Below are 20,609 nucleotides of genomic sequence, written 5' to 3'. Positions count from 1 at the left end.
AACTGGATCGACCTTCGGAGAGTGCGATGAAGCGCTTCAACCTTTCGGCCTGGGCCGTCAGCCATCCGACGCTGGTTCTCTTCCTGATGCTCGTGCTCGGCGTCGCCGGCTTCTTCTCCTATGAGAAGCTCGGCCGTGCCGAGGATCCGTTCTTCACGGTGAAGGTGGTCAACGTCTCCGTGATCTGGCCGGGCGCGACCGCGCAGGAGATGCAGACCCAGGTCGCCGATCCCATCGAGAAGAAGATCCAGGAGCTGCCTTACTTCGAGAAGGTGCAGACCTACTCCAAGCCAGCCTTCACCGCGCTCCAGGTCACCTTCCGCGACAACACGCCGCCGAAGGACGTGCCCTACCTCTTCTATCTCTTGCGCAAGAAGCTGGTCGACGTCCAGGGCCAGCTGCCCTCCGGCATTCTCGGACCCGTCGTCAACGACGAGTTCTCCGACGTCGATTCCATCCTCTACATGATGACCGGCGACGGCGCCGACTACGCCCAGCTCAAGAAGGTCTCCGAAGGGTTCCGCCAGCGCCTGCTCAAGGTACCCGGCGTCACCAAGGTCGACGTCTACGGCAATCAGGATGAGCGCATCTTCGTCGAGTTCAGCCACGCCAAGCTCGCCACCCTCGGCATCACGCCGCAGGCGCTGTTCGATTCGCTCGCCAAGCAGAACAACGTGACCCCGGCCGGCACGGTGGAGACCTCCTCGCAGCGCGTGCCGCTGCGCGTCACCGGTGCGCTCGACGGCGCCAAGGCCGTGGCCGAGACCCCGGTCGAGAGTAACGGCCGCGTCTTCCGCCTCGGGGATATCGCCACCGTTACCCACGGCTATGTCGATCCGCCGAGCTTCGTCGTCCGCCAGGAAGGCAAGGCCGCCATCGGCATCGGTGTCGTCACCGCCAAGGGTGCCAACATTCTCGAACTCGGCAAGGAGGTCGAAAAGGCGACCGCCGAGTTCATGAAGGCCGTGCCGCAGGGCATCGACGTCAAGCTGATCGCCGACCAGCCCAAGGTGGTCGAGCACGCCGTCGGCGAGTTCGTGCACTCCTTCTTGGAAGCGCTCGTCATCGTGCTGTTCGTCTCGTTCCTGGCGCTGGGCTGGCGCACCGGCATCGTGGTCGCGCTGTCGGTGCCGCTGGTGCTCGGTATCGTCTTCATCGTCATGAACACGATGTCGCTCGACCTGCACCGCATCACGCTCGGCGCGCTGATCATCGCGCTCGGCCTGCTCGTCGACGATGCCATCATCGCGGTCGAGATGATGGTGGTGAAGATGGAGCAGGGCTGGGATCGCATGCGCGCGGCATCCTTTGCCTGGGAATCAACTGCGTTTCCGATGCTCACGGGAACGCTGGTCACGGCCGCTGGCTTCCTCCCGATCGGCTTTGCCAATTCGGCGGTCGGCGAATATGCCGGCAGCATCTTCTGGATCGTGGCGATCGCGCTGGTCGCCTCCTGGTTCGTTGCGGTGATCTTCACGCCCTATATCGGCGTCAAGCTGCTGCCCGAGATGAAGGCGCACCACAACCACGATCCGCACGCGGTCTACGAGACCCGCATGTACCGCGGCCTGCGCGCCATCGTGCAATGGTGCGTCAACCACCGCATCACCGTGGTGGCCGCGACCGTCGGCGTGTTCGTCGCCTCGATCGTCGGCTTCGGCCACGTCCAGCAGCAGTTCTTCCCGCTGTCGGAGCGGCCCGAGCTGTTCCTGCAGCTGCGCCTGCCCGAAGGCACCGCCTTCAACGTGACCGAGAAGGCCGTTAAAAAGGCCGAGACGCTGCTCAAGGACGACACGGACATCGAGACCTATACGTCCTACGTCGGCCAGGGCTCGCCGCGCTTCTGGCTCGGCCTCAACCCGCAGCTGCCGAACGAGGCCTTCGCCGAGATCGTCATCGTAGCCAAGGGCGTGGAGGCGCGCGAGCGCATCAAGGCCAAGATCGAGAACGCGGCTGCCGAGGGCTTCCTCACCGAGGCGCGCGTGCGCGTCGACCGCTTCAACTTCGGCCCGCCGGTCGGCTTCCCGGTGCAGTTCCGCGTGATCGGCCCCGACCCCAACAAGGTGCGCGAGATCGCCTATCAGGTCCGCGACGTCATGCGCCAGAACAAGAGCGTCAAGGACGTCCAGCTCGACTGGAACGAGCAGTCGCCCTACCTGAAGCTCGTCGTCGACCAGGATCGCGCCCGCGCCATGGGCCTGACCCCGCAGGACGTCTCGCAGGCGCTCGCGATGCTGATCTCGGGCTCGCAGGTCACCACCGTGCGCGACGGCATCGAGAAGGTCGGCGTAGTCGCCCGTGCGATCCCGTCCGAGCGCCTCGACCTCGGTGGCGTCGGCGACCTCACCATCACATCGCGCAACGGCGTCGCCGTGCCGCTGCAGCAGATCGCCAAGATCGAATATGCCCACGAGGAGCCGATCATGTGGCGGCGTAACCGCGACATGGCGATCACCGTGCGCTCCGACGTCGTCGACGGCGTGCAGGCGCCCGACGTGACCAACCAGATCACGCCGAAGCTGAAGGCGATCAAGGATCATCTCGAGCCGGCCTACCGCATCGAGGCGGGCGGCGCGTTCGAGGAATCCGCCAAGGGCAATGCCTCGATCTTCATCCTCTTCCCGGTGATGGTCATGGTGATGCTGACGCTGCTGATGATCCAGCTGCAGAGCTTCTCGCGCCTGATCCTGGTGTTCCTGACCGCGCCGCTCGGCATCGTCGGCGCCTCCCTCGGCCTCAACGTCGCCAACGCCCCGTTCGGCTTCGTGGCGCTGCTCGGCCTGATCGCGCTCGCCGGTATGATCATGCGCAACACGGTCATCCTGGTCGACCAGATCGAGACCGACGTCAGCCACGGCCTGACCCGGCGCGAGGCGATCGTGGAAGCCACCGTCCGCCGGGCCCGCCCCGTGGTGCTGACGGCGCTCGCCGCCATCCTGGCCATGATCCCGCTGTCGCGCTCGGCCTTCTGGGGCCCGATGGCGATCACCATCATGGGCGGCCTCTTTGTCGCGACGTTCCTGACGCTCCTGTACCTGCCGGGCCTCTATGCCCTGTGGTTCCGCAAGAGCCTGGACGAGGCGGGGAACCCCGAGCGGCCTGCCGCGCCGCAGCATGGGAGCGATGACCAGCATGCAATTCCGCTTGCCGAAGCGGCTGAATAGATGAGAAGAGTGCTGATCGACGAGTCCTGACAGATGACACTGGTTGCGGAGCATATCGAAGGCGACACCCGGGATCGTATCCTCGAGGTGGCCGAGCGGCTGTTCCGCCAGATCGGCTACCAGAAGACGACGGTCGGGGACATCGCCAAGGAGCTCAGGATGAGCCCCGCCAACGTCTATCGCTTCTTCGAATCGAAGAAGGCGATTCACCAGGCGGTGGCGAGAGGCCTGATGGGCGAGGTCGAGCTGGAGGCGCAGCGGATCGTGGCCCGGCCCGGCCCGGTGCTCGCGCGCTTCCGTGAGTTGCTCACCACCATCCACCGCATGAACACCGAGCGCTATGTCGGCGACAACAAGCTGCACGAGATGGTCGCGATCGCGATGGAGGAGGACTGGGACGTCTGCGCCGCCCATATGGAATGCATCGCCGGCGTCATCGGCCAGATGATCGCGCAAGGTGTCGCCTCCGGCGAGTTCGAGGCGCCGGACCTGCAACTGGCCGCGCAGTGCGCCTGTACCGCGATGATCCGCTTCTTCCACCCCCAGATGATCGCCCAGTGCGCCACCAAGCCGGGCCCGACCATCGACCAGATGATCGATTTCGTCATCGCGGGTCTGTCGCCGCGCCCCTGACGGGCGGGGCTGTTTCCTCTATAAACGGGCCGACCACCCCGGGACTGGCCGGCTGATGGCGACCCATGACGGATCAACATACTCCGTCATTGCGAGGCAGCGAAGCAATCCAGACTCCCTGCTCCTCAGGGTGAGGAGCAGCACTTCTGGATTTGCTTCGCTGCGCTCGCAATGACGAAAAGGAAGCAAGCCCGTGACCGACAAAGACCTTTACTTCTACGAGCCCTCCAAGGGCCACGGCCTCAAGCACGATCCCTTCAACGCCATCATTGCGCCGCGGCCGATCGGCTGGATCTCCTCGCGTGACACCAGGGGCCACGTCAACCTCGCGCCCTACAGCTTCTTCAACGCGTTCTGCTACGTGCCGCCGATCATCGGCTTCTCCTCCACCAACTGGAAGGACACGGTCGCCAACATGGAGCAGACCCGGGAGTTCGTCTGGAATCTGACCACGATGGATCTCGCCAAGCACATGAACGCGACGGCCGCGCATGTCGCTCCCGAGGTGGATGAGTTCAAGATCGCGGGCCTCACCGCGGTCCCCGGCAAGCTCGTCAACGTGCCGCGCGTCGGCGAGAGCCCCGTCGCCTTCGAATGCAAGGTCTCCGACATCGTTCGCCTCAAGGGCGCCGACGGCAAGGAGGCCGATGCCTGGCTGACGCTGGGCGAGGTCGTCGCCGTCCATATCGACAAGGCCATGATCAAGGACGGCGTCTACCAGACCGCCGCCGCCCGCCCCATCGTGCGCGCCGGCCGCCGCGGTGATTATTTCGAGATCAAGCCGGAAAACATGTTCGAGATGATCCGGCCGGATTAGCGGGGCCGCCTCTCTCCACGTCATTTCCTCTCCCGGAACTGCCACCACGCCCCGGCCGTTATGGCTTGGGCGGCTGCCCGGCCGCGGCCAATTCGCTTCGTTTTGCCCGCGAAGTGTTCACGCACCCCCGCCAGTTTCCGTTAAAATGCCCTGTCACCGCGCCGATGCATGAGGTCCGCCATGAGCTTCCGTCGCGACAACATCACAAAGCCGATATTCTCCTGGGCACGCGGCGTGCTGCCGGCGATGTCCGACACCGAGCGCGAGGCGCTGGAGGCGGGCGACGTCTGGTGGGATGCCGATCTCTTCACCGGCGATCCCGACTGGTCGAAATTGCTGAAAATCGCGCCGGCCAGATTGACCGAGGAGGAGCAGGCCTTCCTGAGCGGCCCCGTCGACGCGCTCTGCGCCATGCTCGACGAGTGGAAAATCTTCTGGGAATGGCGCGACCTGCCGCAGGACGTCTGGCATTTCGTCAAGCGCGAAAAGTTCTTCGGCATGATCATTCCGAAGGAGTTCGGCGGCCTCGGTTTCTCGCCCTACGCGCATTCGGAAGTGGTGCGCAAGATCTCGACCCGCTCAATCGCCGCCGCCGTCACGGTGATGGTGCCGAACTCGCTCGGCCCCGGCGAACTCCTGATGCGCTTCGGTACGAAAGAGCAGCAGGAGCGCTGGCTGCCCCGGCTCGCCGATGGCCGCGACATTCCCTGCTTCGGCCTCACCAGCCCCGAGGCCGGCTCGGATGCCGCCTCGATGGTCGACACCGGCATCGTCTGCAAAGGCATTTTCGAGGGCCGCGAGGTCACAGGTCTCAGGCTCAACTGGCACAAGCGCTACATCACGCTCGGCCCGGTCGCGACGCTGCTCGGCCTCGCCTTCAAGGCCTACGATCCCGATCATCTGGTCGGCGAGCACGAAGAGCTCGGCATCACCGTAGCGCTGATCCCGACGAACTTGCCCGGTGTCGAGATCGGCCGGCGCCATCTGCCCTCGATGCAGGTGTTCCAGAACGGCCCGAACCGGGGCCGCGACGTCTTCATCCCGCTCGACTACGTCATCGGCGGCAAGGAGCGTCTCGGACAGGGCTGGAAGATGCTGATGACCGCGCTTGCCGCCGGCCGCGGCATTTCGCTGCCGTCGCTCTCGGCGGCCGGCGCCGCCTATGCCGCGCGCACCACGGGTGCTTACGCCCGCATCCGCGAGCAGTTCGGTGTCTCGATCTCCAAGTTCGAGGGCGTCGAGGAGCCGCTCGCCCGCATCGTCGCCACCGCCTACCAGCTCGATGCCGCGCGTCGGCTGACATGCGCGGCCCTGAACGCCGGCATTCATCCCGCCGTCATTTCCGGCATCATGAAGCTGCACGCAACGGAGCGGATGCGCACCGCGGTCGACGACGCCATGGACATTCACGGCGGCAAGGCCGTGATCGACGGTCCGCAGAACTATCTCGGCAATCTGCATCGCGCCGTGCCCGTCGGCATCACGGTCGAGGGCGCCAACATCCTGACCCGCAATCTCATCGTGTTCGGGCAGGGCGCCATCCGCGCCCATCCCTATCTGCTCGATGAGATGAATGCGCTGGCGGACACTGATCGCGAGCGAGGGCTCACCGCGTTCGATACCGCGTTCTGGAAACACCTCGGCCACAGTTTTCAGACGCTGTTCCGGGCCTTTGGCCGGAGCTGGACCTTTGGCGCCTTCGCGATGGCGCCCGATGCCGGCGATGCCACGCCATTCTACCGCCAGCTCTCGCGCTATTCGGCGGCTTTCGCTCTCTGCGCCGACATGGCGCTGCTGACGCTCGGCGGCGCGCTCAAGCGCAAGGAGATGCTGTCGGCACGCTTCGGCGACATTCTCTCCGAACTGTATCTGCTTTCAGCCGTCCTGAAGCGCTGGCAGGACGAGGGCCGGCAGAAGGAGGACTTTGCTGCGCTGGAATGGTGCATGGCGACCGGCTTCAAGACCATCGAGAGCCGGCTTGCCGAAATCCTCGCCAACCTGCCCAATCGCTTCGCCGCCGGCTTCCTCAAGCTCGTCGTGCAGCCCTTCGGCGCGCGCGTGCTCGGCCCGTCCGACCGCGTCGTGCACCGATGCGCCAGCCTCGTGCTCGAGCCGTCGGCGGCGCGCGAACGCCTCACGCCGGATCTCGCTTATGTCGACGACGACGGCGGTTTCGCCCGGCTGGAGCGTGCGTTCAAGCTGGTCGCGGACGCCGACGCCATCGCCAGGCGCATGCGTGCCGCGCACATTCGCGACTGGAAGGACGCGGTGACGAAGGGCGTGATCGCGCAGGCCGAGGGCGAGCAACTCGCCGCCGCCCACCACGCCGTCACGAAAGTGATCGAAGTCGACGATTTTGCGCCGGAGGCGCTGTCGCCGATTTACAGGAAAGCCGCCGACGTGCATCAGTTCTTCCAGGAACTCGGTGAGCAGAGGGCGGCAAGCTGATGGCACGACCGGTTTTCATCGTCGACGGCAGCCGGACGCCTTTTCTGAAGGCACGTTCGGAGCCGGGTCCATTCACGCCGGTCGATCTTGCCGTGCAATGCGGCCGGCCGCTGCTGGCGCGGCAGCCGTTTTCTCCCGTTGATTTCGACCAGGTCATCCTCGGCTGCGTCAACGTGATCGCGGACGAGACGAACCCGGCCCGCGTCGCCGCGCTCCGGCTCGGCATGGGTGAGGACATGGTCGCCTTCACCGTGCAGATCAATTGCGGCTCCGGCATGCAGTCGATCGACACCGCCTATCGCTACATCCGCGAAGGCCATGCCGACATGATCCTGGCCGGCGGCACCGAGGCGCTGAGCCACGCGCCGCTTGTCTGGCCGAATTCCGGTGTGCGCTGGTTTGCGGGTCTCGCCACCGCCAAGGGCGTGGCGGCGAAGTTCGCCGCCGCGTTCAAGCTGCGGCCGCGTGATCTCAAGCCGATCATCGGCCTCGAGCGCGGGCTGACCGATCCCGTCACCGACCTGAACATGGGGCAGACCGCCGAGGTCGTCGGCCATCTCTTCGGCATCACCCGCGCACAGTCCGACGCCTATGCGGCCGAAAGCCATCGCCGGCTTGCGCATGCGCAGGCCGAGGGCTTTCTGAAAGGCGAGGTCGAGACCGCGTTCTCCCGCGACGGCAAATTCTTCGACCATGACGACGGCGTGCGGCCGGACTCGACGGCCGAGTCTCTCGCGAAACTGAGGCCGGTGTTCGAGCGGCCCTGGGGCCAGGTCACCGCCGGCAATTCCTCGCAGATCACCGACGGCGCGTCCTGGGTGATCCTTGCTTCTGATGCGGCCGTAGCCAAGCACAAGCTGGAGCCGAAGGCAGTGATCGTCGACAGCCACTGGGCCGCACTGGATCCCAGCATCATGGGACTCGGGCCCGTGATGTCCGCGACGCCGCTGCTGAAGCGCAATGACCTCACCATCAAGGACGTCGAGACCTGGGAGCTGAATGAGGCCTTTGCGACCCAGGTGCTCGGCTGCCTCGCCGCATGGAACGACGAAAAATTCTGCCGCGAGATCCTGGAGCTGGACGGTGCCGCTGGCGAGCTCGATCGCGAGCGGCTCAACGTCGATGGCGGCGCGATCTCGCTCGGCCATCCGGTCGGCACCTCCGGCAACCGCATCGTGCTGCATCTCGTCAACGCCATGCAGCGGCTCGGCACGCGGCGCGGCGTTGCCACCGAATGCATCGGCGGCGGGCTCGGCGGCGCCATGCTGATCGAGGCGGTGTGACCATGGATTCCAAGATCATGACCGCGCTCGGCGATCGCGTCCTGACGCTCGGGCCTCAGCCTGCGCCCGATGGTCCATACAAGCACTTTAAGCTGTCGCGCGATGCCGATGGCGTTGCCTGGCTGCTATTCGACCGTGACGGCGCGAGCGCCAACACGCTCTCTTCGGACGTGATGGAGGAATTCGACGCCGCCCTCGCGGCGATCGAGACCGAGCGTCCGGCCGGTCTCGTGATCCGCTCGGCCAAACCGTCCGGCTTCATTGCCGGCGCCGACGTCAACGAATTCCGTGGCGCCTCCGACCCTGAAGCGGTGGAGACGCGCATCCGCGCCGCCCATGCGGTGGTCGATCATCTGGAAGCGCTGAAGCTGCCGACGGTCGCGGTCATCCACGGCTTCTGTCTCGGCGGCGGCCTCGAGGTCGCGCTCGCCTGCCAGGCTCGCATCGCCATCGACGGCGCGCGCTTCGGCTTCCCGGAGGTGATGCTCGGCCTGCATCCCGGCCTCGGCGGCGCCGCGCGCTTCACCGCGCTGGTCAATCCGACCCAGTCCATGGCGCTGATGCTGACCGGCCGCACCATCGACGCGCGCCGTGCCAAATCGCTCGGCCTCGTCGACATCGTGACGCAGGAGCGCCACGTCCGTGGTGCCGTGAAGGATGTGCTGTTCGGTCGCCTCAAGCGTGCCAAGCCTGGCCTGCTGGCGCGGGCGGCCAATCTCGGACCGGTGCGCGGGCTGCTGGCCAAGCGCATGCGCTCGGAGGCGGCGAAAGCTGCCCCCCGCGAGCAATATCCCGCGCCTTACGCGCTGATCGATCTCTGGGAGACACATGGCGGCAGCAAGGCCGCGATGCTGAAGGCCGAGCAGGCCTCGTTCGCCAGGCTGATGGTGACGCCGACCGCGCAGAACCTCATCCGCGTGTTCTTCCTGCGCGAGCAGATGAAGAAGGCCGCCGGAAGCGCCAATTCGGTGAAGCATGTCCACGTCATCGGCGCCGGCGCCATGGGTGGTGACATCGCGGGGTGGTGTGCGGGGCAGGGACTGCGCGTCTCGCTCGCCGACATGAAGGCGGAGCCGATCGCGGCTGCGGTCAAGCGCGCGGCCGATCTCTACGGCAAGATCATCCGCAAGCCCACCGAGGTGCGCGATGCGCTCGATCGCCTGATCCCCGACATGGACGGCGAGGGCGTCCGCAACGCCGATCTCATCATCGAGGCGGTCCCGGAAAAGCTCGAGCTGAAGCAGAAGGTCTATGCCGCCCTCGAGCCGCGGATCAAGTCGGGCGCGATCCTCGCGACCAACACATCGAGCATCCCGCTTCAGGATCTGCGCACCACGCTGGCGCGGCCGGAGCGGCTGGTCGGCCTGCATTTCTTCAATCCGGTCTCGCGGCTGCAACTGGTCGAGGTCGTCAGCCACGACGGCAACGAGCCAGAGGTGTTGAAGAGAGCGCTCGCCTTCGTCGGCGCGATCGACCGCCTGCCGCTCGGCGTGAAGAGCTCGCCCGGCTTCCTCGTCAACCGCGCGCTGACGCCCTACATGCTCGAAGCCATGGTGATGCTGGACGAGAAGGCCGACCAGCGGCTGATCGATGCTGCGGCCGAGCAGTTCGGCATGCCGATGGGGCCGATCGAGCTGGCTGACCAGGTCGGCCTCGACATCTGCCTCGACGTCGGCGACATGCTGCGGTCCAAGTTCGGCGACCTGCTGCCGCCGACGCCGGCCTGGCTGCGCGACAAGGTGGCCAGGGGCGAGCTCGGCCGCAAGACCGGCAAGGGCTTCTACACCTGGAAGGACGGCAAGGCCGAGAAGGCGCCGTTGCCGGACACCGGCCGGCGCGTCACCGACCAGATGATCGACCGCCTGGTGCTGCCGATGTCCAATGTCTGCGTCGCGGCCCTTCGCGAGGGCATCGTCGACGATGCCGACGCGGTCGACGGCGCCATGATCTTCGGCACCGGTTATGCACCGTTCCGCGGCGGTCCGCTGAACTATGCGCGCACGCGCGGCGTGGAAAACATTGTATCTACCCTGCGTGCGCTGGCGGAGCGGTTCGGCGGGCGCTTCGCGCCCGACCCGGGCTGGGACGATTTCAAGTGAGCAATCTCGAGTGAGAGCGGCATGAACGAGCAAGCCAATACCGGGCCGAGCGGGGATCTCTGCATCCGCACGCTGGCGATGCCGGCCGATACCAACGCGAACGGCGACATCTTCGGCGGCTGGCTGCTCAGCCAGATGGACGTCGGCGGCGGCGTGTTTGCATCGAAGGTCGCGAAGTCGCGCACGGTCACGGTTGCGATCGAGGCGATGAATTTTCGAAAAGCCGTCTATGTCGGCGATCTCGTCTCGGTCTACGCCAACCTCGTGCGTGTGGGGCGCACGTCCATCACCGTGCATCTGGAAGCGTGGGCTTTGCGCCGCGGCGAGCAGCATCCGTTCCTCGTCACCGACGGCAACTTCACCTATGTCTCGATCGACGAGCACGGCCGCCCGCAGGCGGTTCGTTCGGGAGGCACTGGCATCGCGACGTGATCGCGCGCGGCGCTCGGTCTCGTCTCACGAAAACCTGCAGCATACCAAACGCGGCGCGCGTGAGTCGTCGCGTCGCGGCTTCGCCAAGAACCAGTCATAAAACGGATGAGGTCCCGGCGTACTCGATTGGGTGTCGATTCGGGGTGGAAACGGCCTCAAATGCCTGAGGAACCTTTGGGCAGGAGCACCGTTATTTGCCCGCACTGAGGAATCCACGGACCATGCCGGACAGCTACATCATCGAAGTCGATTCGCAGACCGCAGGTATCGTCGTTCGTTCCCAAGGAGGCTACTGCTTCTTCGCCTCATCGCACCGCTTCAACCGTCTCGAAGGCCAGCTCTTCCGCAACGCCCGCGAAGCCGAGCGCGCTGCGCGCAGGCTGCTGAACCGTGATGTGAAGGAGGCGGCGTAAGCGCCCGCCGCTGGTGATTTCGACCCGCGAAACGTGGTCGGAAATTTTTGCCGCCCTCCCTTCTCCCCCGTGGGCGAAGGTGGCGCGAAGCGCCGGATGAGGGGTTGTCCTTGAAAACGCCGAACTGAGGGGTTCGCTCCGCGGAGAGAAACCCCCTCACCCGTCTCGCCGCTTTGCGGCGAGCCACCCTCTCCCGCGAGGTGTGAGGTAGGAAGCACCATCACAACTTCGTCGCCGCGCGCGACAAGAGCTTCCACTCGTCGCCCTGCTTCTGCCAGTTCATCAGGATGTGAAGGTTGGTCGATACTTTTTTCCCATCGGCTGCCATCTCCTGTTCTCCCAGCCAGTGGAACCGCACGATGGCGGCGGGGCCGACGACCTTGATGGTCGGGTCCTTGTACTCGATCGACAGGAATTTCGATTTGCCGTCGGTGGCATTGGCGATGAAGGTCGCCTTATCCTCGACCTTGCCGCTGGAATGGCTGTAGCTCAGATCGTCCCAGCACAGCGCGCCGAGCGCCTTCGGGTCGGCCGCGATCTGGGCGAGGCGGAAGGCCTCGACCTTCTTCGCCACGGCGTCCTCGTCCGCTGACGCGGCCAGCGCCGAACTGGTGAGAGCTAGCGTGGAAACCGCAAGAGCCGGGACAGCAAGAGTCGAGAGAGCCAGATCGCGTCGGTTGATCGTCATCGTTTCCTCCTTTTTGGTCTTGGCCGGAGTGTTGCAGCCGCGCGCGACTTTGTCGAGTGCCGCATTGTCGTCATGTGGATGCGTCATTGCGCGATCGAAGCCGTATTGATACGTCTCGCGCGTCGCTGCGTCGCGCATGTGGGAAAGTACGGAAATGATCGAGGCCAGCTACGATGCGATGGGCAGGGCGTTGTTGTTCGACATTGACGGCACGCTCGCCGACACCGATCCGTTGCACCTGAAGGCTTTCAACCAGGTGCTCGGACCGCACGGCCATGTCTTCGATCACGCACGCTTCTCCAGGGAGCTGCAAGGCTTCGCCAATGTCGCGATCGGCGAGCGCTTTCTTTCCCACGAGGCGCCGGAGCGGCGCGCCGCGATCCTCGACGAGAAGGAGAAGGTCTTCCGCGCGCTCGTGGCCGGGCAGATCGCGCCGCTGCCGGGCCTGATGGCCCTGCTCGACCGGGCCGACAGCGCCGGCATTCCCATGGTCGCCGTGACCAACGCGCCGCGTCTCAACGCCGAGCTGCTGCTTTCCGGTCTCGGCATCACGCATCGCTTCAAGGCGCTCGTGATCGGCGCCGAGCTGCCGCACGGCAAGCCGCATCCGCTGCCCTATCAGGAAGGGCTGCGTTTCGTCGGCGCGCGGCCGGAGACCTCGGTCGCGTTCGAGGACTCCCGCACCGGCGTGCAATCCGCCACCGCGGCCGGAATTCCGACCGTCGGGATCCGGACCAGCCTCAGCCATGCTGACCTGGTTGCATCCGGCGCGGTCACCTCCGCCAGCGCCTTCGACGATCCGGCGCTGCTCGCGCGCCTTGCTGGCAGCATGGCGTGGTGACGGCCCTTCATCCGTTAACCGTGATCGGCGCGCGCATTGACCGAAGGCGCGAACCGCCGCACCATGCATCATTCTGATTTGAGGCCTCTGCCGTGACCGGATTGACCCATCGCCAAGCCGAAATCCTCAACATCGCTCGCGCCTCCGGCCGCGTCATGGTCGAGGAGCTTGCACGCCGGTTCGAGGTCTCGGCCCAGACCATCCGCAAGGATCTCAACGATCTCTGCGAGCGGAGATCGCTGACCCGCATCCACGGCGGGGCCATCATCGCCTCCGGCGTGGAGAACCTCGCCTATGAGGCGCGCCGCTTCGTCGCCGCCGACGAGAAGAAGGCGATCGGGGCTGCAGCCGCCTCGCTGATCCCGAACGGCTGCTCGCTCTTCATCAACATCGGCACCACGACCGAGGAGGTCGCGAGCGCGCTGACCTCGCATGAGGATCTGCTCGTCATCACCAACAACCTCAATGTCGCGATGCTGCTGTACCGCCATCCCCGCATCGAGGTGGTGGTCGCGGGCGGCACGGTGCGGCGCGCCGATGGCGCCGTGGTCGGCTCGACTGCGACGCAGCTGATCGGCCAATTCAAGGTCGACTACGCCATCATCGGCGCCTCGGCGATCGACGAGGAGGGTGCGCTGCTCGACTTCGATTATCGCGAGGTGCAGGTGGCGCAGGCCATCATCGCCAATGCCCGCAGCGTCATGCTGGTCGCCGATTCCACGAAGCTCCGCCGCAGCGCGCCGGTGCGCATCGCCCATATCACCCAGATCCAGACCTTCGTCACCGACCAGGAGCTGCCCGAGCGCCTCGCCACCATCTGCCACAGCAAGGGCATCGAGGTGGTCGAGGCGATGCCGAAGGGCACTGACATCGATGATCCGCAGGCCGATGCCCAGGATGGCGCGCCTGAAGCCGCACCGGTGGTGCGGTTGAGATAGGCTAGACGTCGTCCCACGGATTGAGCAGTGGGACGCCGAACGCGGCAAAGTCCTTCACGTTGCGCGTGACGAGCGTGAGGCCGTGCGCGAGGGCGGTGGCTGCAAAGAAGCCGTCCATGACGGACAGCGCAACGCCGCTCCTGCGGCTCTGAGCCATCAGGTCGCCCCAGCGCTCCGCCACCGCGTGATCGATCGCCAGGACGCGTGCGGCAAAACGCGCCGGGAGATCGTGGGCAAGCCAGTCCGCCAGCGCGGTGCGCCGGCGTCCGTCCTCCAGCAACGCGATGCCGCCGCGAAGCTCGGCGATCGATGCAACGCTGATGAACGCACGGTCCTCGTCGATCGAATCCAGCCACGCCAAAACGTTCGGCGAAGGCGCGGGCCGCTGAACTTCCGACAGCACGTTGGTGTCGAGCAGCAGGTTCACGGCGTTTCGTCGCGTGGTGCGTCGTGCACGCGTTCAAGGTCGAGGTCGGCGCCGCGCAGCGGTGATGCCAGCAGGAATTCGGCCAAAGTACCTTTTCGCGCAGTCTTGCGCGCCCATTCCTCGGCGGAAACGATCACGGCATCCGGCTTGCCGTGGCGGGTGATGACCTGCGGGCCGGCTTGGGCACGGTCGATCACCTCGGACAGTCGTGCCTTGGCCTTGGCAAGCGTCCAGATGTCCTCAGCCGGAAGCGCGTCGGGTGCAGTGTTTCGGTCAGTCATGCGGGCTGAAAACTAATATGACTATTATGACTATATGCTGCGCGTCTGATCATTCAAGAGCGCTGGGGCTTCTCGAATTGCCGTCGAACCTGCTTATTTCCGCGGCCTCTTGCCCACCAAAAAAGTTCCTCTTTCACTTCCTTTCGCCTCTCTTTCATGTTGCTTTCGTTTTGTGGTGTGATCTAATCAAAAACGAAAGTAGCCGCTCGAAGGAACGGGCGGTCGCCGGGGGATGCGTCTGTTGGAGCGTATTTTCGATCTCGCCATCATCGGAGGCGGTGTTAACGGCTGCGGCATCGCGCGTGACGCGGTGGGCCGGGGCAACACGGTTTTCCTTTGTGAAATGAACGATCTGGCGTCCGGGACCTCCTCCTGGTCGACCAAGCTGGTGCATGGCGGCCTGCGCTATCTCGAATATTACGAGTTTCGCCTGGTCCGCGAGGCGCTGATCGAGCGCGAGATCCTCTGGGGCATCGCGCCCCACATCATCCGCCCCCTGCGTTTCGTCCTGCCGCATCACGCCGGCCTGCGTCCGGCCTGGCTGCTGCGGCTCGGCCTCTTCCTTTATGATCATATTGGCGGCCGCCATCTGCTGCCCGCCACGCGCTCGGTCGATCTCGAGCGCGACGAGGTCGGCAAGCCGCTGATCCCGAACCGCTATAGCCGCGCCTTCGAATATTCCGACTGCTTCGTCGACGATGCCCGCCTCGTCGTGCTCAACGCGCGCGATGCCGCCGACAAGGGCGCCGAGATCCGCACCCGCACCCGCGCCACCGAGATCCGCCAGGCCGACGGCGTCTGGACCGTCAGCATGCTCAACACGTTGACCGGCGAGCGCTCGCAGATCCGGGCAAAGGCGCTGGTCAATGCCGGCGGTCCCTGGGTCGAGGACGTGCTCGGCCGTGGCGCCGGCGTGAATGCGAAAGCCAAGGTCCGCCTGGTGCAGGGCTCGCACATCGTGGTCAAGAAGCTCTACGACCACGACCGCGCCTACATGTTCCAGAATGCCGACGGCCGCATCATCTTCGTGATCCCGTACCAGGACGATTTCACGCTGATCGGCACCACCGATCGCGACTATGACGGCGATCCCGCCAAGGTGAAGGCGACGGCTGAGGAGATCGAGTATCTCTGCAAGGCGGCCAGCGAGTATCTGGCCAGGCCCGTGACGCCCGGGGACGTGGTCTGGACCTATTCCGGCGTGCGGCCGCTCTATGATGACGGCGCCAGCGACGCCAAGGCCGCGACGCGCGACTACGTCTTCGAGCTCGACACGCCCGGCGGTTCCCCGCTGCTGTCGATCTATGGCGGCAAGATCACGACCTATCGCCGCCTCGCGGAGGAGGCGCTGGAGCGCCTTGCGCCTTATCTGCGCAGTGCGAAAGCGCGCGACGGCTGGACCGGAAAATGGCCGCTGCCCGGCGGTGACATGAACGTGTCGGATATCGACGGGCTGATCGTGGAGCTTCAGCGCGGCTATCCCTTCCTCGGCCATGAGCATGCGCGGCGTCTGGCCCGCGCCTATGGCACCCGCGCCATCAAGCTGCTCGGCGATGCCAAGTCGGCCGCCGATCTCGGCCAGGCTTTCGGTGCCACCCTGACCGAGCGCGAGGTCCGCTACCTCATGGCCAATGAATGGGCCGTCACCGCCGAGGACATCGTCTGGCGACGTTCCAAGCTGGGCCTGCGACTATCTGCCGACGAGATCGCGGCGCTTGACGACTGGATCAGGGCCCACGCCGTGTCGCAAAGTCCCCTGCTGGAAGCGGGAGGACGCTCATGAGCGTGACACTCGACCACGTGACCCGGACCGTCGACGGTATCGAGCACATCCGCGACGTCTCGCTGACGCTCGAGAGCGGCACGCTCAACGTGCTGCTCGGGCCGACGCTGTCGGGCAAGACCTCGATCATGCGGCTGCTCGCCGGCCTCGACAAGCCGACCACGGGCAGGGTGCTGGTTGGCGGCAAGGACGTCACCGGCGCCGACGTGCGCCAACGTTCCGTTGCCATGGTCTATCAGCAGTTCATCAACTACCCTTCGCTCACGGTGTACGAGAACATCGCCTCGCCCTTGCGCGTGCAGGGCAAGCCGCGCGAGGAGATCGAGGCACGCGTGGCCCAAGCGGCAAAGCTGCTGCGGCTCGAGCCGTTCCTGAAGCGCACCCCGCTCCAGCTCTCCGGCGGCCAGCAGCAGCGCACCGCGATTGCGCGCGCCCTGGTCAAGGACGCCGATCTCGTGCTGCTCGACGAGCCGCTCGCCAATCTCGACTACAAGCTCCGCGAGGAACTGCGCGCCGAGTTGCCGCGCATCTTCGAGGCCTCAGGCGCGATCTTCGTCTATGCCACCACCGAGCCCACCGAGGCGCTTTTGCTCGGCGGCAACACGGTGTGCATGTGGGAGGGCCGGGCGCTGCAGATGGGCGAGACCGCCAACGTCTACCGCCGGCCGCAGACCTTGCGCGTCGCGCAGGTCTTCTCCGATCCGCCGCTCAACCTCGTCGGCATCGAGAAGAAGAACGGCTCTGTGCAATATGCCGGCGGCACGGCGTCGCCGGCGTCGGGCCTCTATTCGTCGCTTGCCGACGGCGCCTATCGCGTCGGCTTCCGCGCCCATCAGCTCGCCCTTGCCAATGGCGAGACCAACCGCCATGCCTTCCATGCCACTGTCACGGTGACCGAAATCACCGGTTCGGAGAGTTTTGTGCATCTGACCCGCGATGGATCGAACTGGGTGGCGGTGCTGCACGGTGTGCACGAGTTCGAGCCGGGCCAGACTATCGACGCGGTGCTCGATCCCGACGATGTGTTTGTGTTCGACGCGGCCGATCGCCTCGTCGCGGCACCTGGTTCTTGAGGGAGATGCGCCATGGCCCGCATTGACCTCGTCGATCTCGCCCATTCCTACGGCGGCAATGATGCACCGCAGGAAAGCTTTGCGCTGAAGCCTGTCACCATGACCTGGCGGCAGGGCGGCGCCTATGCGCTGCTCGGCCCAAGCGGCTGCGGCAAGACCACGCTGCTCAACGTCATCTCCGGCATCATCACGCCCTCGCGCGGGAAAATCCTGTTCGACGGGGTGGACATCACACCGCTGTCAACGCAGAAGCGCAACATCGCCCAGGTGTTCCAGTTTCCGGTGATCTACGACACCATGACGGTGGGGCAGAACCTCGCGTTTCCGCTGAAGAACCGCGGCGTGGCGAAGGCCGACATCGACAGGCGCGTCGCCGAGATCGGTCGCCTGCTCGATCTCGAGCCCTATCTGAACCGCAAGGCCACCCGGCTCACGGCCGACGCCAAGCAGAAGATCTCGCTCGGCCGCGGCCTCGTGCGCAACGACGTTGCCGCCGTGCTGTTCGACGAGCCGCTGACGGTGATCGATCCCGAGCTGAAATGGCAGCTCCGGTCCAAGCTGAAGGCGCTGCATCGCGAGCTCGACCTCACGATGATCTACGTCACCCACGACCAGACCGAGGCGCTGACCTTCGCCGACACCGTGGTCGTCATGCATGACGGCCGCGTCGTGCAAAGCGGCACGCCGGCCGAGCTGTTCGACAAGCCGGCGCATACCTTCGTCGGTTATTTCATCGGCTCGCCCGGCATGAACATCCTGCCGGCGGAGGTCAGGGGACGCGAGGCGCTGATAGACGGCCACGTCATCGCGCTGAATCGCAGCTACGACAGCCTTCCGGCCGGTGCCAAAATCGAGATCGGCGTGCGCCCCGAATTCGTCGAGGTGGTCGCGCCTGCGCCCGGCCTGCTCACCGCCAGGATCGAGCGCATCGACGATCTCGGCCGCATCCGTTTCGCGCGGACGCGCCTCGGCGATGCCAAGCTCGCCGCGCGCGCACCTGGCGGCTTCACCAGCAAGGATAGCACGGCCGGGCTGAAATTCGATCCGTCGCACGTCCACGTCTATGCCGACAGCCTTCGGGTGGAGGGAGCCGCCTGATGGACAAGACCGTCAACCAAAAAGCCTGGTTCCTGGTGCTGCCGGTGTTCCTGGTCGTCGCCTTCTCCGCGGTGCTGCCGCTGATGACGGTGGTGAACTATTCGATGCAGGACACTTTCGGCAACAATCAGTTCTTCTGGAATGGCGTCGGCTGGTTCAAGGAACTGCTCGATCCCTCGACCGATCTCGGCGGCCGCTTCCTCGCCTCGCTCGGCCGCAATCTGTTCTTCTCGATGGTGATCCTCGCCATCGAGGTGCCGCTCGGAATCGTCGTCGCGCTGTCGATGCCGCGCGAGGGCTGGACGGTAGCGGCCTGCCTGATCATCCTCGCGCTGCCGCTGCTGATTCCGTGGAACGTGGTCGGCACCATCTGGCAGATCTTCGGCCGACCCGACATCGGCCTGCTCGGCTATGCCCTGAACGCCGTCGGCATCGACTACAACTACGTCTCCAACGAGGTCGATGCCTGGGTCACGGTCATCGTTATGGACGTCTGGCACTGGACCAGCCTCGTCGCGCTGCTCTGCTATGCCGGCCTGAAGTCGATCCCGGACGCCTATTATCAGGCGGCGCAGATCGACGGCGCCTCGCGCTGGGCGGTGTTCAAGGCGATCCAGCTGCCGAAGATGAACCGCGTGCTCTTGATCGCGGTGCTGCTGCGCTTCATGGACAGCTTCATGATCTACACCGAGCCGTTCGTGGTGACGGGCGGCGGACCCGGCAACTCCACCACCTTCGTGTCGATCGAGCTCGTCAAGATCGCGCTCGGCCAGTTCGATCTCGGCAAGGCTGCCGCGCTGTCGCTGGTCTATAACCTGATCATCCTGATCGTCTGCTGGATCTTCTACACCGTCATGACCAATGCCGGTGTCGAGCGAAAAGTTCAGGCTGAGAGCGAGCCGGCGGCGGAGCCGAAGCCTTCGGCCGCGCTCAAGCCGGTGCCGGCGCTCAAGCCAAAGGAAGGAGTGGCCTGATGCATTCGATCCCCGGCCGCCGCCTCATCATGGGGCTGTTCCTGGTCTTCCTGCTGCTGCCGATCTACTGGCTGGTCAACATGAGCTTCAAGACCAACAGCGAGATCGTCTCGACGATGACGCTGTGGCCGCACACCCCGACGCTGCAGCACTACAAGCGCATCTTCACCGACGAGAGCTGGTATTCGGGCTACATCAACTCGCTCGAATACGTCGTCCTCAACACCATCATCTCGATCTCGGTGGCGCTGCCGGCGGCCTACGCGTTCTCGCGCTACCGCTTCCTCGGCGACAAGCATCTGTTCTTCTGGCTGCTGTCGAACCGCATGGCGCCGGCGGCGGTTTACGCCCTGCCGTTCTTCAACCTCTATTCGGCGATCGGCCTGTTCGATACGCCATGGGCCGTCGCGCTCGCGCACTGCATCTTCAACGTTCCGCTCGCGGTGTGGATCCTCGAAGGCTTCGTCTCCGGCGTGCCGCGCGAGATCGACGAGACCGCCTTCCTCGACGGCTATTCCTTCCCGCGCTTCTTCATCAAGATCCTGGTGCCGCTGATCGCGAGCGGCATCGGCGTCGCCGCGTTCTTCTGCTTCATGTTCTCCTGGGTCGAGCTGCTGCTCGCGCGCACGCTGACCTCGGTGCAGGCCAAGCCCATCGCCGCGATCATGACGCGAACGGTGTCGGCGGCGGGCATGGACTGGGGCCTGCTCGCGGCTGCCGGCGTGCTCACCATCATCCCGGGCGCGCTGGTGATCTGGTTCGTCCGCAACTACATCGCGCGCGGCTTCGCGCTCGGCCGCGTGTAAGGGAGGCATCGATGGAATCCATCGCATGGATGGCCTGGACGCTGCCGACCGCGATCTTCTTCGCGGCGCTGGCCTGCACGCTGGCGGTCATGACGTGGCTCGCCGCGGTCTACCCCGAGGCCGAGCGCATCGGCGTGCTCAGTATTCCGACCACGCGCGGCGACCGCCTCTTCATCTCGCTGATCGCCGCGGCCGTCATCCATCTGCTCTGGATCGGCTTCGTCGGCACCGACGCGATCGCCACGGTGCCGATCGGCGAGGAAGGGTTTGAGATCTCGAGCCTGTGGCTCGCATCAGGAATTTCGCTGGTCACGGCCGCGCTTATTTTCCGCACGGTCTGAAGCTCGCGAAGGGACGGCCAGATCCGGGACCAACCCGGGCCTGTATAAAAGTTTGTCGCTGCAACGGAGG

General features: G+C 65.4%; 19 protein-coding genes. 16 read left to right on the top strand and 3 right to left on the bottom strand.

The annotated features are described in order from the left end of the window. The first annotated feature begins 26 nt into the window (after positions 1–26). From ACRQ5Q_RS32875 to ACRQ5Q_RS32840, 8 genes are all read left to right on the top strand, one after another. Positions 27–3,164: an efflux RND transporter permease subunit gene (locus ACRQ5Q_RS32875; protein WP_439373697.1), complete on the top strand. Its 3,138-nt coding sequence runs from the start codon at positions 27–29 to the stop codon at positions 3,162–3,164. A 33-nt stretch (positions 3,165–3,197) separates the two neighbouring features. Further along, positions 3,198–3,797, top strand: a complete 600-nt coding sequence (locus ACRQ5Q_RS32870; RefSeq protein WP_439394062.1) for a TetR/AcrR family transcriptional regulator — start codon at positions 3,198–3,200, stop codon at positions 3,795–3,797. Between the two features lie 193 nt (positions 3,798–3,990). Then, positions 3,991–4,614 carry a flavin reductase family protein gene (locus ACRQ5Q_RS32865; protein WP_439373699.1) on the top strand — a complete coding sequence of 208 codons (624 nt, stop codon included), beginning with the start codon at positions 3,991–3,993 and terminating at the stop codon, positions 4,612–4,614. A gap of 180 nt (positions 4,615–4,794) precedes the next feature. After that, positions 4,795–7,062 (top strand): acyl-CoA dehydrogenase, encoded by a 2,268-nt coding sequence (locus tag ACRQ5Q_RS32860; RefSeq protein ID WP_439394060.1) that lies wholly within the window; start codon positions 4,795–4,797, stop codon positions 7,060–7,062. Continuing rightward, the gene (locus tag ACRQ5Q_RS32855) at positions 7,062–8,345 is read left to right on the top strand and encodes an acetyl-CoA C-acetyltransferase (protein WP_439394059.1); all 1,284 of its coding nucleotides are present in this window, start codon (positions 7,062–7,064) and stop codon (positions 8,343–8,345) included. Before ACRQ5Q_RS32860 ends, ACRQ5Q_RS32855 begins: the two co-directional genes overlap by 1 nt. A gap of 2 nt (positions 8,346–8,347) precedes the next feature. Beyond that, positions 8,348–10,444, top strand: coding sequence for a 3-hydroxyacyl-CoA dehydrogenase NAD-binding domain-containing protein (locus tag ACRQ5Q_RS32850; RefSeq protein ID WP_439394057.1), 2,097 nt, complete (start codon positions 8,348–8,350; stop codon positions 10,442–10,444). A 21-nt stretch (positions 10,445–10,465) separates the two neighbouring features. Continuing rightward, positions 10,466–10,876, top strand: coding sequence for an acyl-CoA thioesterase (locus ACRQ5Q_RS32845; RefSeq protein WP_439373703.1), 411 nt, complete (start codon positions 10,466–10,468; stop codon positions 10,874–10,876). Positions 10,877–11,097: 221 nt separating this feature from the next. Further along, complete coding sequence (locus ACRQ5Q_RS32840; RefSeq protein ID WP_439373704.1) at positions 11,098–11,289, top strand: hypothetical protein; 192 nt, start codon at positions 11,098–11,100, stop codon at positions 11,287–11,289. Positions 11,290–11,509: 220 nt separating this feature from the next. Here ACRQ5Q_RS32840 and ACRQ5Q_RS32835 read toward each other — a convergent pair whose 3' ends face one another. Then, positions 11,510–11,977 carry a nuclear transport factor 2 family protein gene (locus ACRQ5Q_RS32835; protein WP_439375517.1) on the bottom strand — a complete coding sequence of 156 codons (468 nt, stop codon included), beginning with the start codon at positions 11,975–11,977 and terminating at the stop codon, positions 11,510–11,512. Between the two features lie 154 nt (positions 11,978–12,131). Between ACRQ5Q_RS32835 and ACRQ5Q_RS32830 the strand changes: the two genes are divergently transcribed. Both ACRQ5Q_RS32830 and ACRQ5Q_RS32825 read left to right on the top strand, forming a co-directional pair. Next, positions 12,132–12,818, top strand: coding sequence for an HAD family hydrolase (locus ACRQ5Q_RS32830; protein WP_439373705.1), 687 nt, complete (start codon positions 12,132–12,134; stop codon positions 12,816–12,818). 92 nt (positions 12,819–12,910) lie between these two features. Beyond that, positions 12,911–13,756 carry a DeoR/GlpR family DNA-binding transcription regulator gene (locus tag ACRQ5Q_RS32825; protein ID WP_439373706.1) on the top strand — a complete coding sequence of 282 codons (846 nt, stop codon included), beginning with the start codon at positions 12,911–12,913 and terminating at the stop codon, positions 13,754–13,756. A gap of 1 nt (position 13,757) precedes the next feature. On the opposite strand, the gene ACRQ5Q_RS32820 is transcribed toward ACRQ5Q_RS32825, so the two are convergent. Further along, a complete protein-coding gene (locus tag ACRQ5Q_RS32820) occupies positions 13,758–14,183 on the bottom strand; it encodes a type II toxin-antitoxin system VapC family toxin (protein ID WP_439373707.1) in 426 nt (141 codons plus the stop codon). Further along, on the bottom strand, positions 14,180–14,464 hold the full coding sequence (locus ACRQ5Q_RS32815; RefSeq protein ID WP_439394055.1) for a type II toxin-antitoxin system Phd/YefM family antitoxin: 285 nt from the start codon (positions 14,462–14,464) through the stop codon (positions 14,180–14,182). The genes ACRQ5Q_RS32820 and ACRQ5Q_RS32815 overlap by 4 nt, the downstream gene beginning before the upstream one ends. A 232-nt stretch (positions 14,465–14,696) precedes the next feature. Between ACRQ5Q_RS32815 and glpD the strand changes: the two genes are divergently transcribed. From glpD to ACRQ5Q_RS32785, 6 genes are read left to right on the top strand one after another with little or no spacing between them, the layout of a single operon-like run. After that, positions 14,697–16,247: a glycerol-3-phosphate dehydrogenase gene (glpD, locus tag ACRQ5Q_RS32810; protein WP_439373709.1), complete on the top strand. Its 1,551-nt coding sequence runs from the start codon at positions 14,697–14,699 to the stop codon at positions 16,245–16,247. Continuing rightward, a complete protein-coding gene (locus ACRQ5Q_RS32805; protein WP_439394053.1) occupies positions 16,244–17,320 on the top strand; it encodes an ABC transporter ATP-binding protein in 1,077 nt (358 codons plus the stop codon). Before glpD ends, ACRQ5Q_RS32805 begins: the two co-directional genes overlap by 4 nt. A gap of 12 nt (positions 17,321–17,332) precedes the next feature. Further along, positions 17,333–18,418: an ABC transporter ATP-binding protein gene (locus ACRQ5Q_RS32800; protein WP_439394051.1), complete on the top strand. Its 1,086-nt coding sequence runs from the start codon at positions 17,333–17,335 to the stop codon at positions 18,416–18,418. After that, positions 18,418–19,392, top strand: coding sequence for a carbohydrate ABC transporter permease (locus ACRQ5Q_RS32795; protein WP_439373712.1), 975 nt, complete (start codon positions 18,418–18,420; stop codon positions 19,390–19,392). Before ACRQ5Q_RS32800 ends, ACRQ5Q_RS32795 begins: the two co-directional genes overlap by 1 nt. Beyond that, positions 19,392–20,198 carry a carbohydrate ABC transporter permease gene (locus tag ACRQ5Q_RS32790; protein WP_211407701.1) on the top strand — a complete coding sequence of 269 codons (807 nt, stop codon included), beginning with the start codon at positions 19,392–19,394 and terminating at the stop codon, positions 20,196–20,198. The genes ACRQ5Q_RS32795 and ACRQ5Q_RS32790 overlap by 1 nt, the downstream gene beginning before the upstream one ends. An 11-nt stretch (positions 20,199–20,209) precedes the next feature. Beyond that, complete coding sequence (locus ACRQ5Q_RS32785; RefSeq protein WP_439373713.1) at positions 20,210–20,539, top strand: DUF2160 domain-containing protein; 330 nt, start codon at positions 20,210–20,212, stop codon at positions 20,537–20,539. Positions 20,540–20,609: the final 70 nt, after the last annotated feature.

This window comes from Bradyrhizobium sp. PMVTL-01, assembly GCF_051861855.1.
GTDB lineage: Bacteria > Pseudomonadota > Alphaproteobacteria > Rhizobiales > Xanthobacteraceae > Bradyrhizobium.
This window is presented reverse-complemented; position numbering and strand designations above follow the sequence as displayed.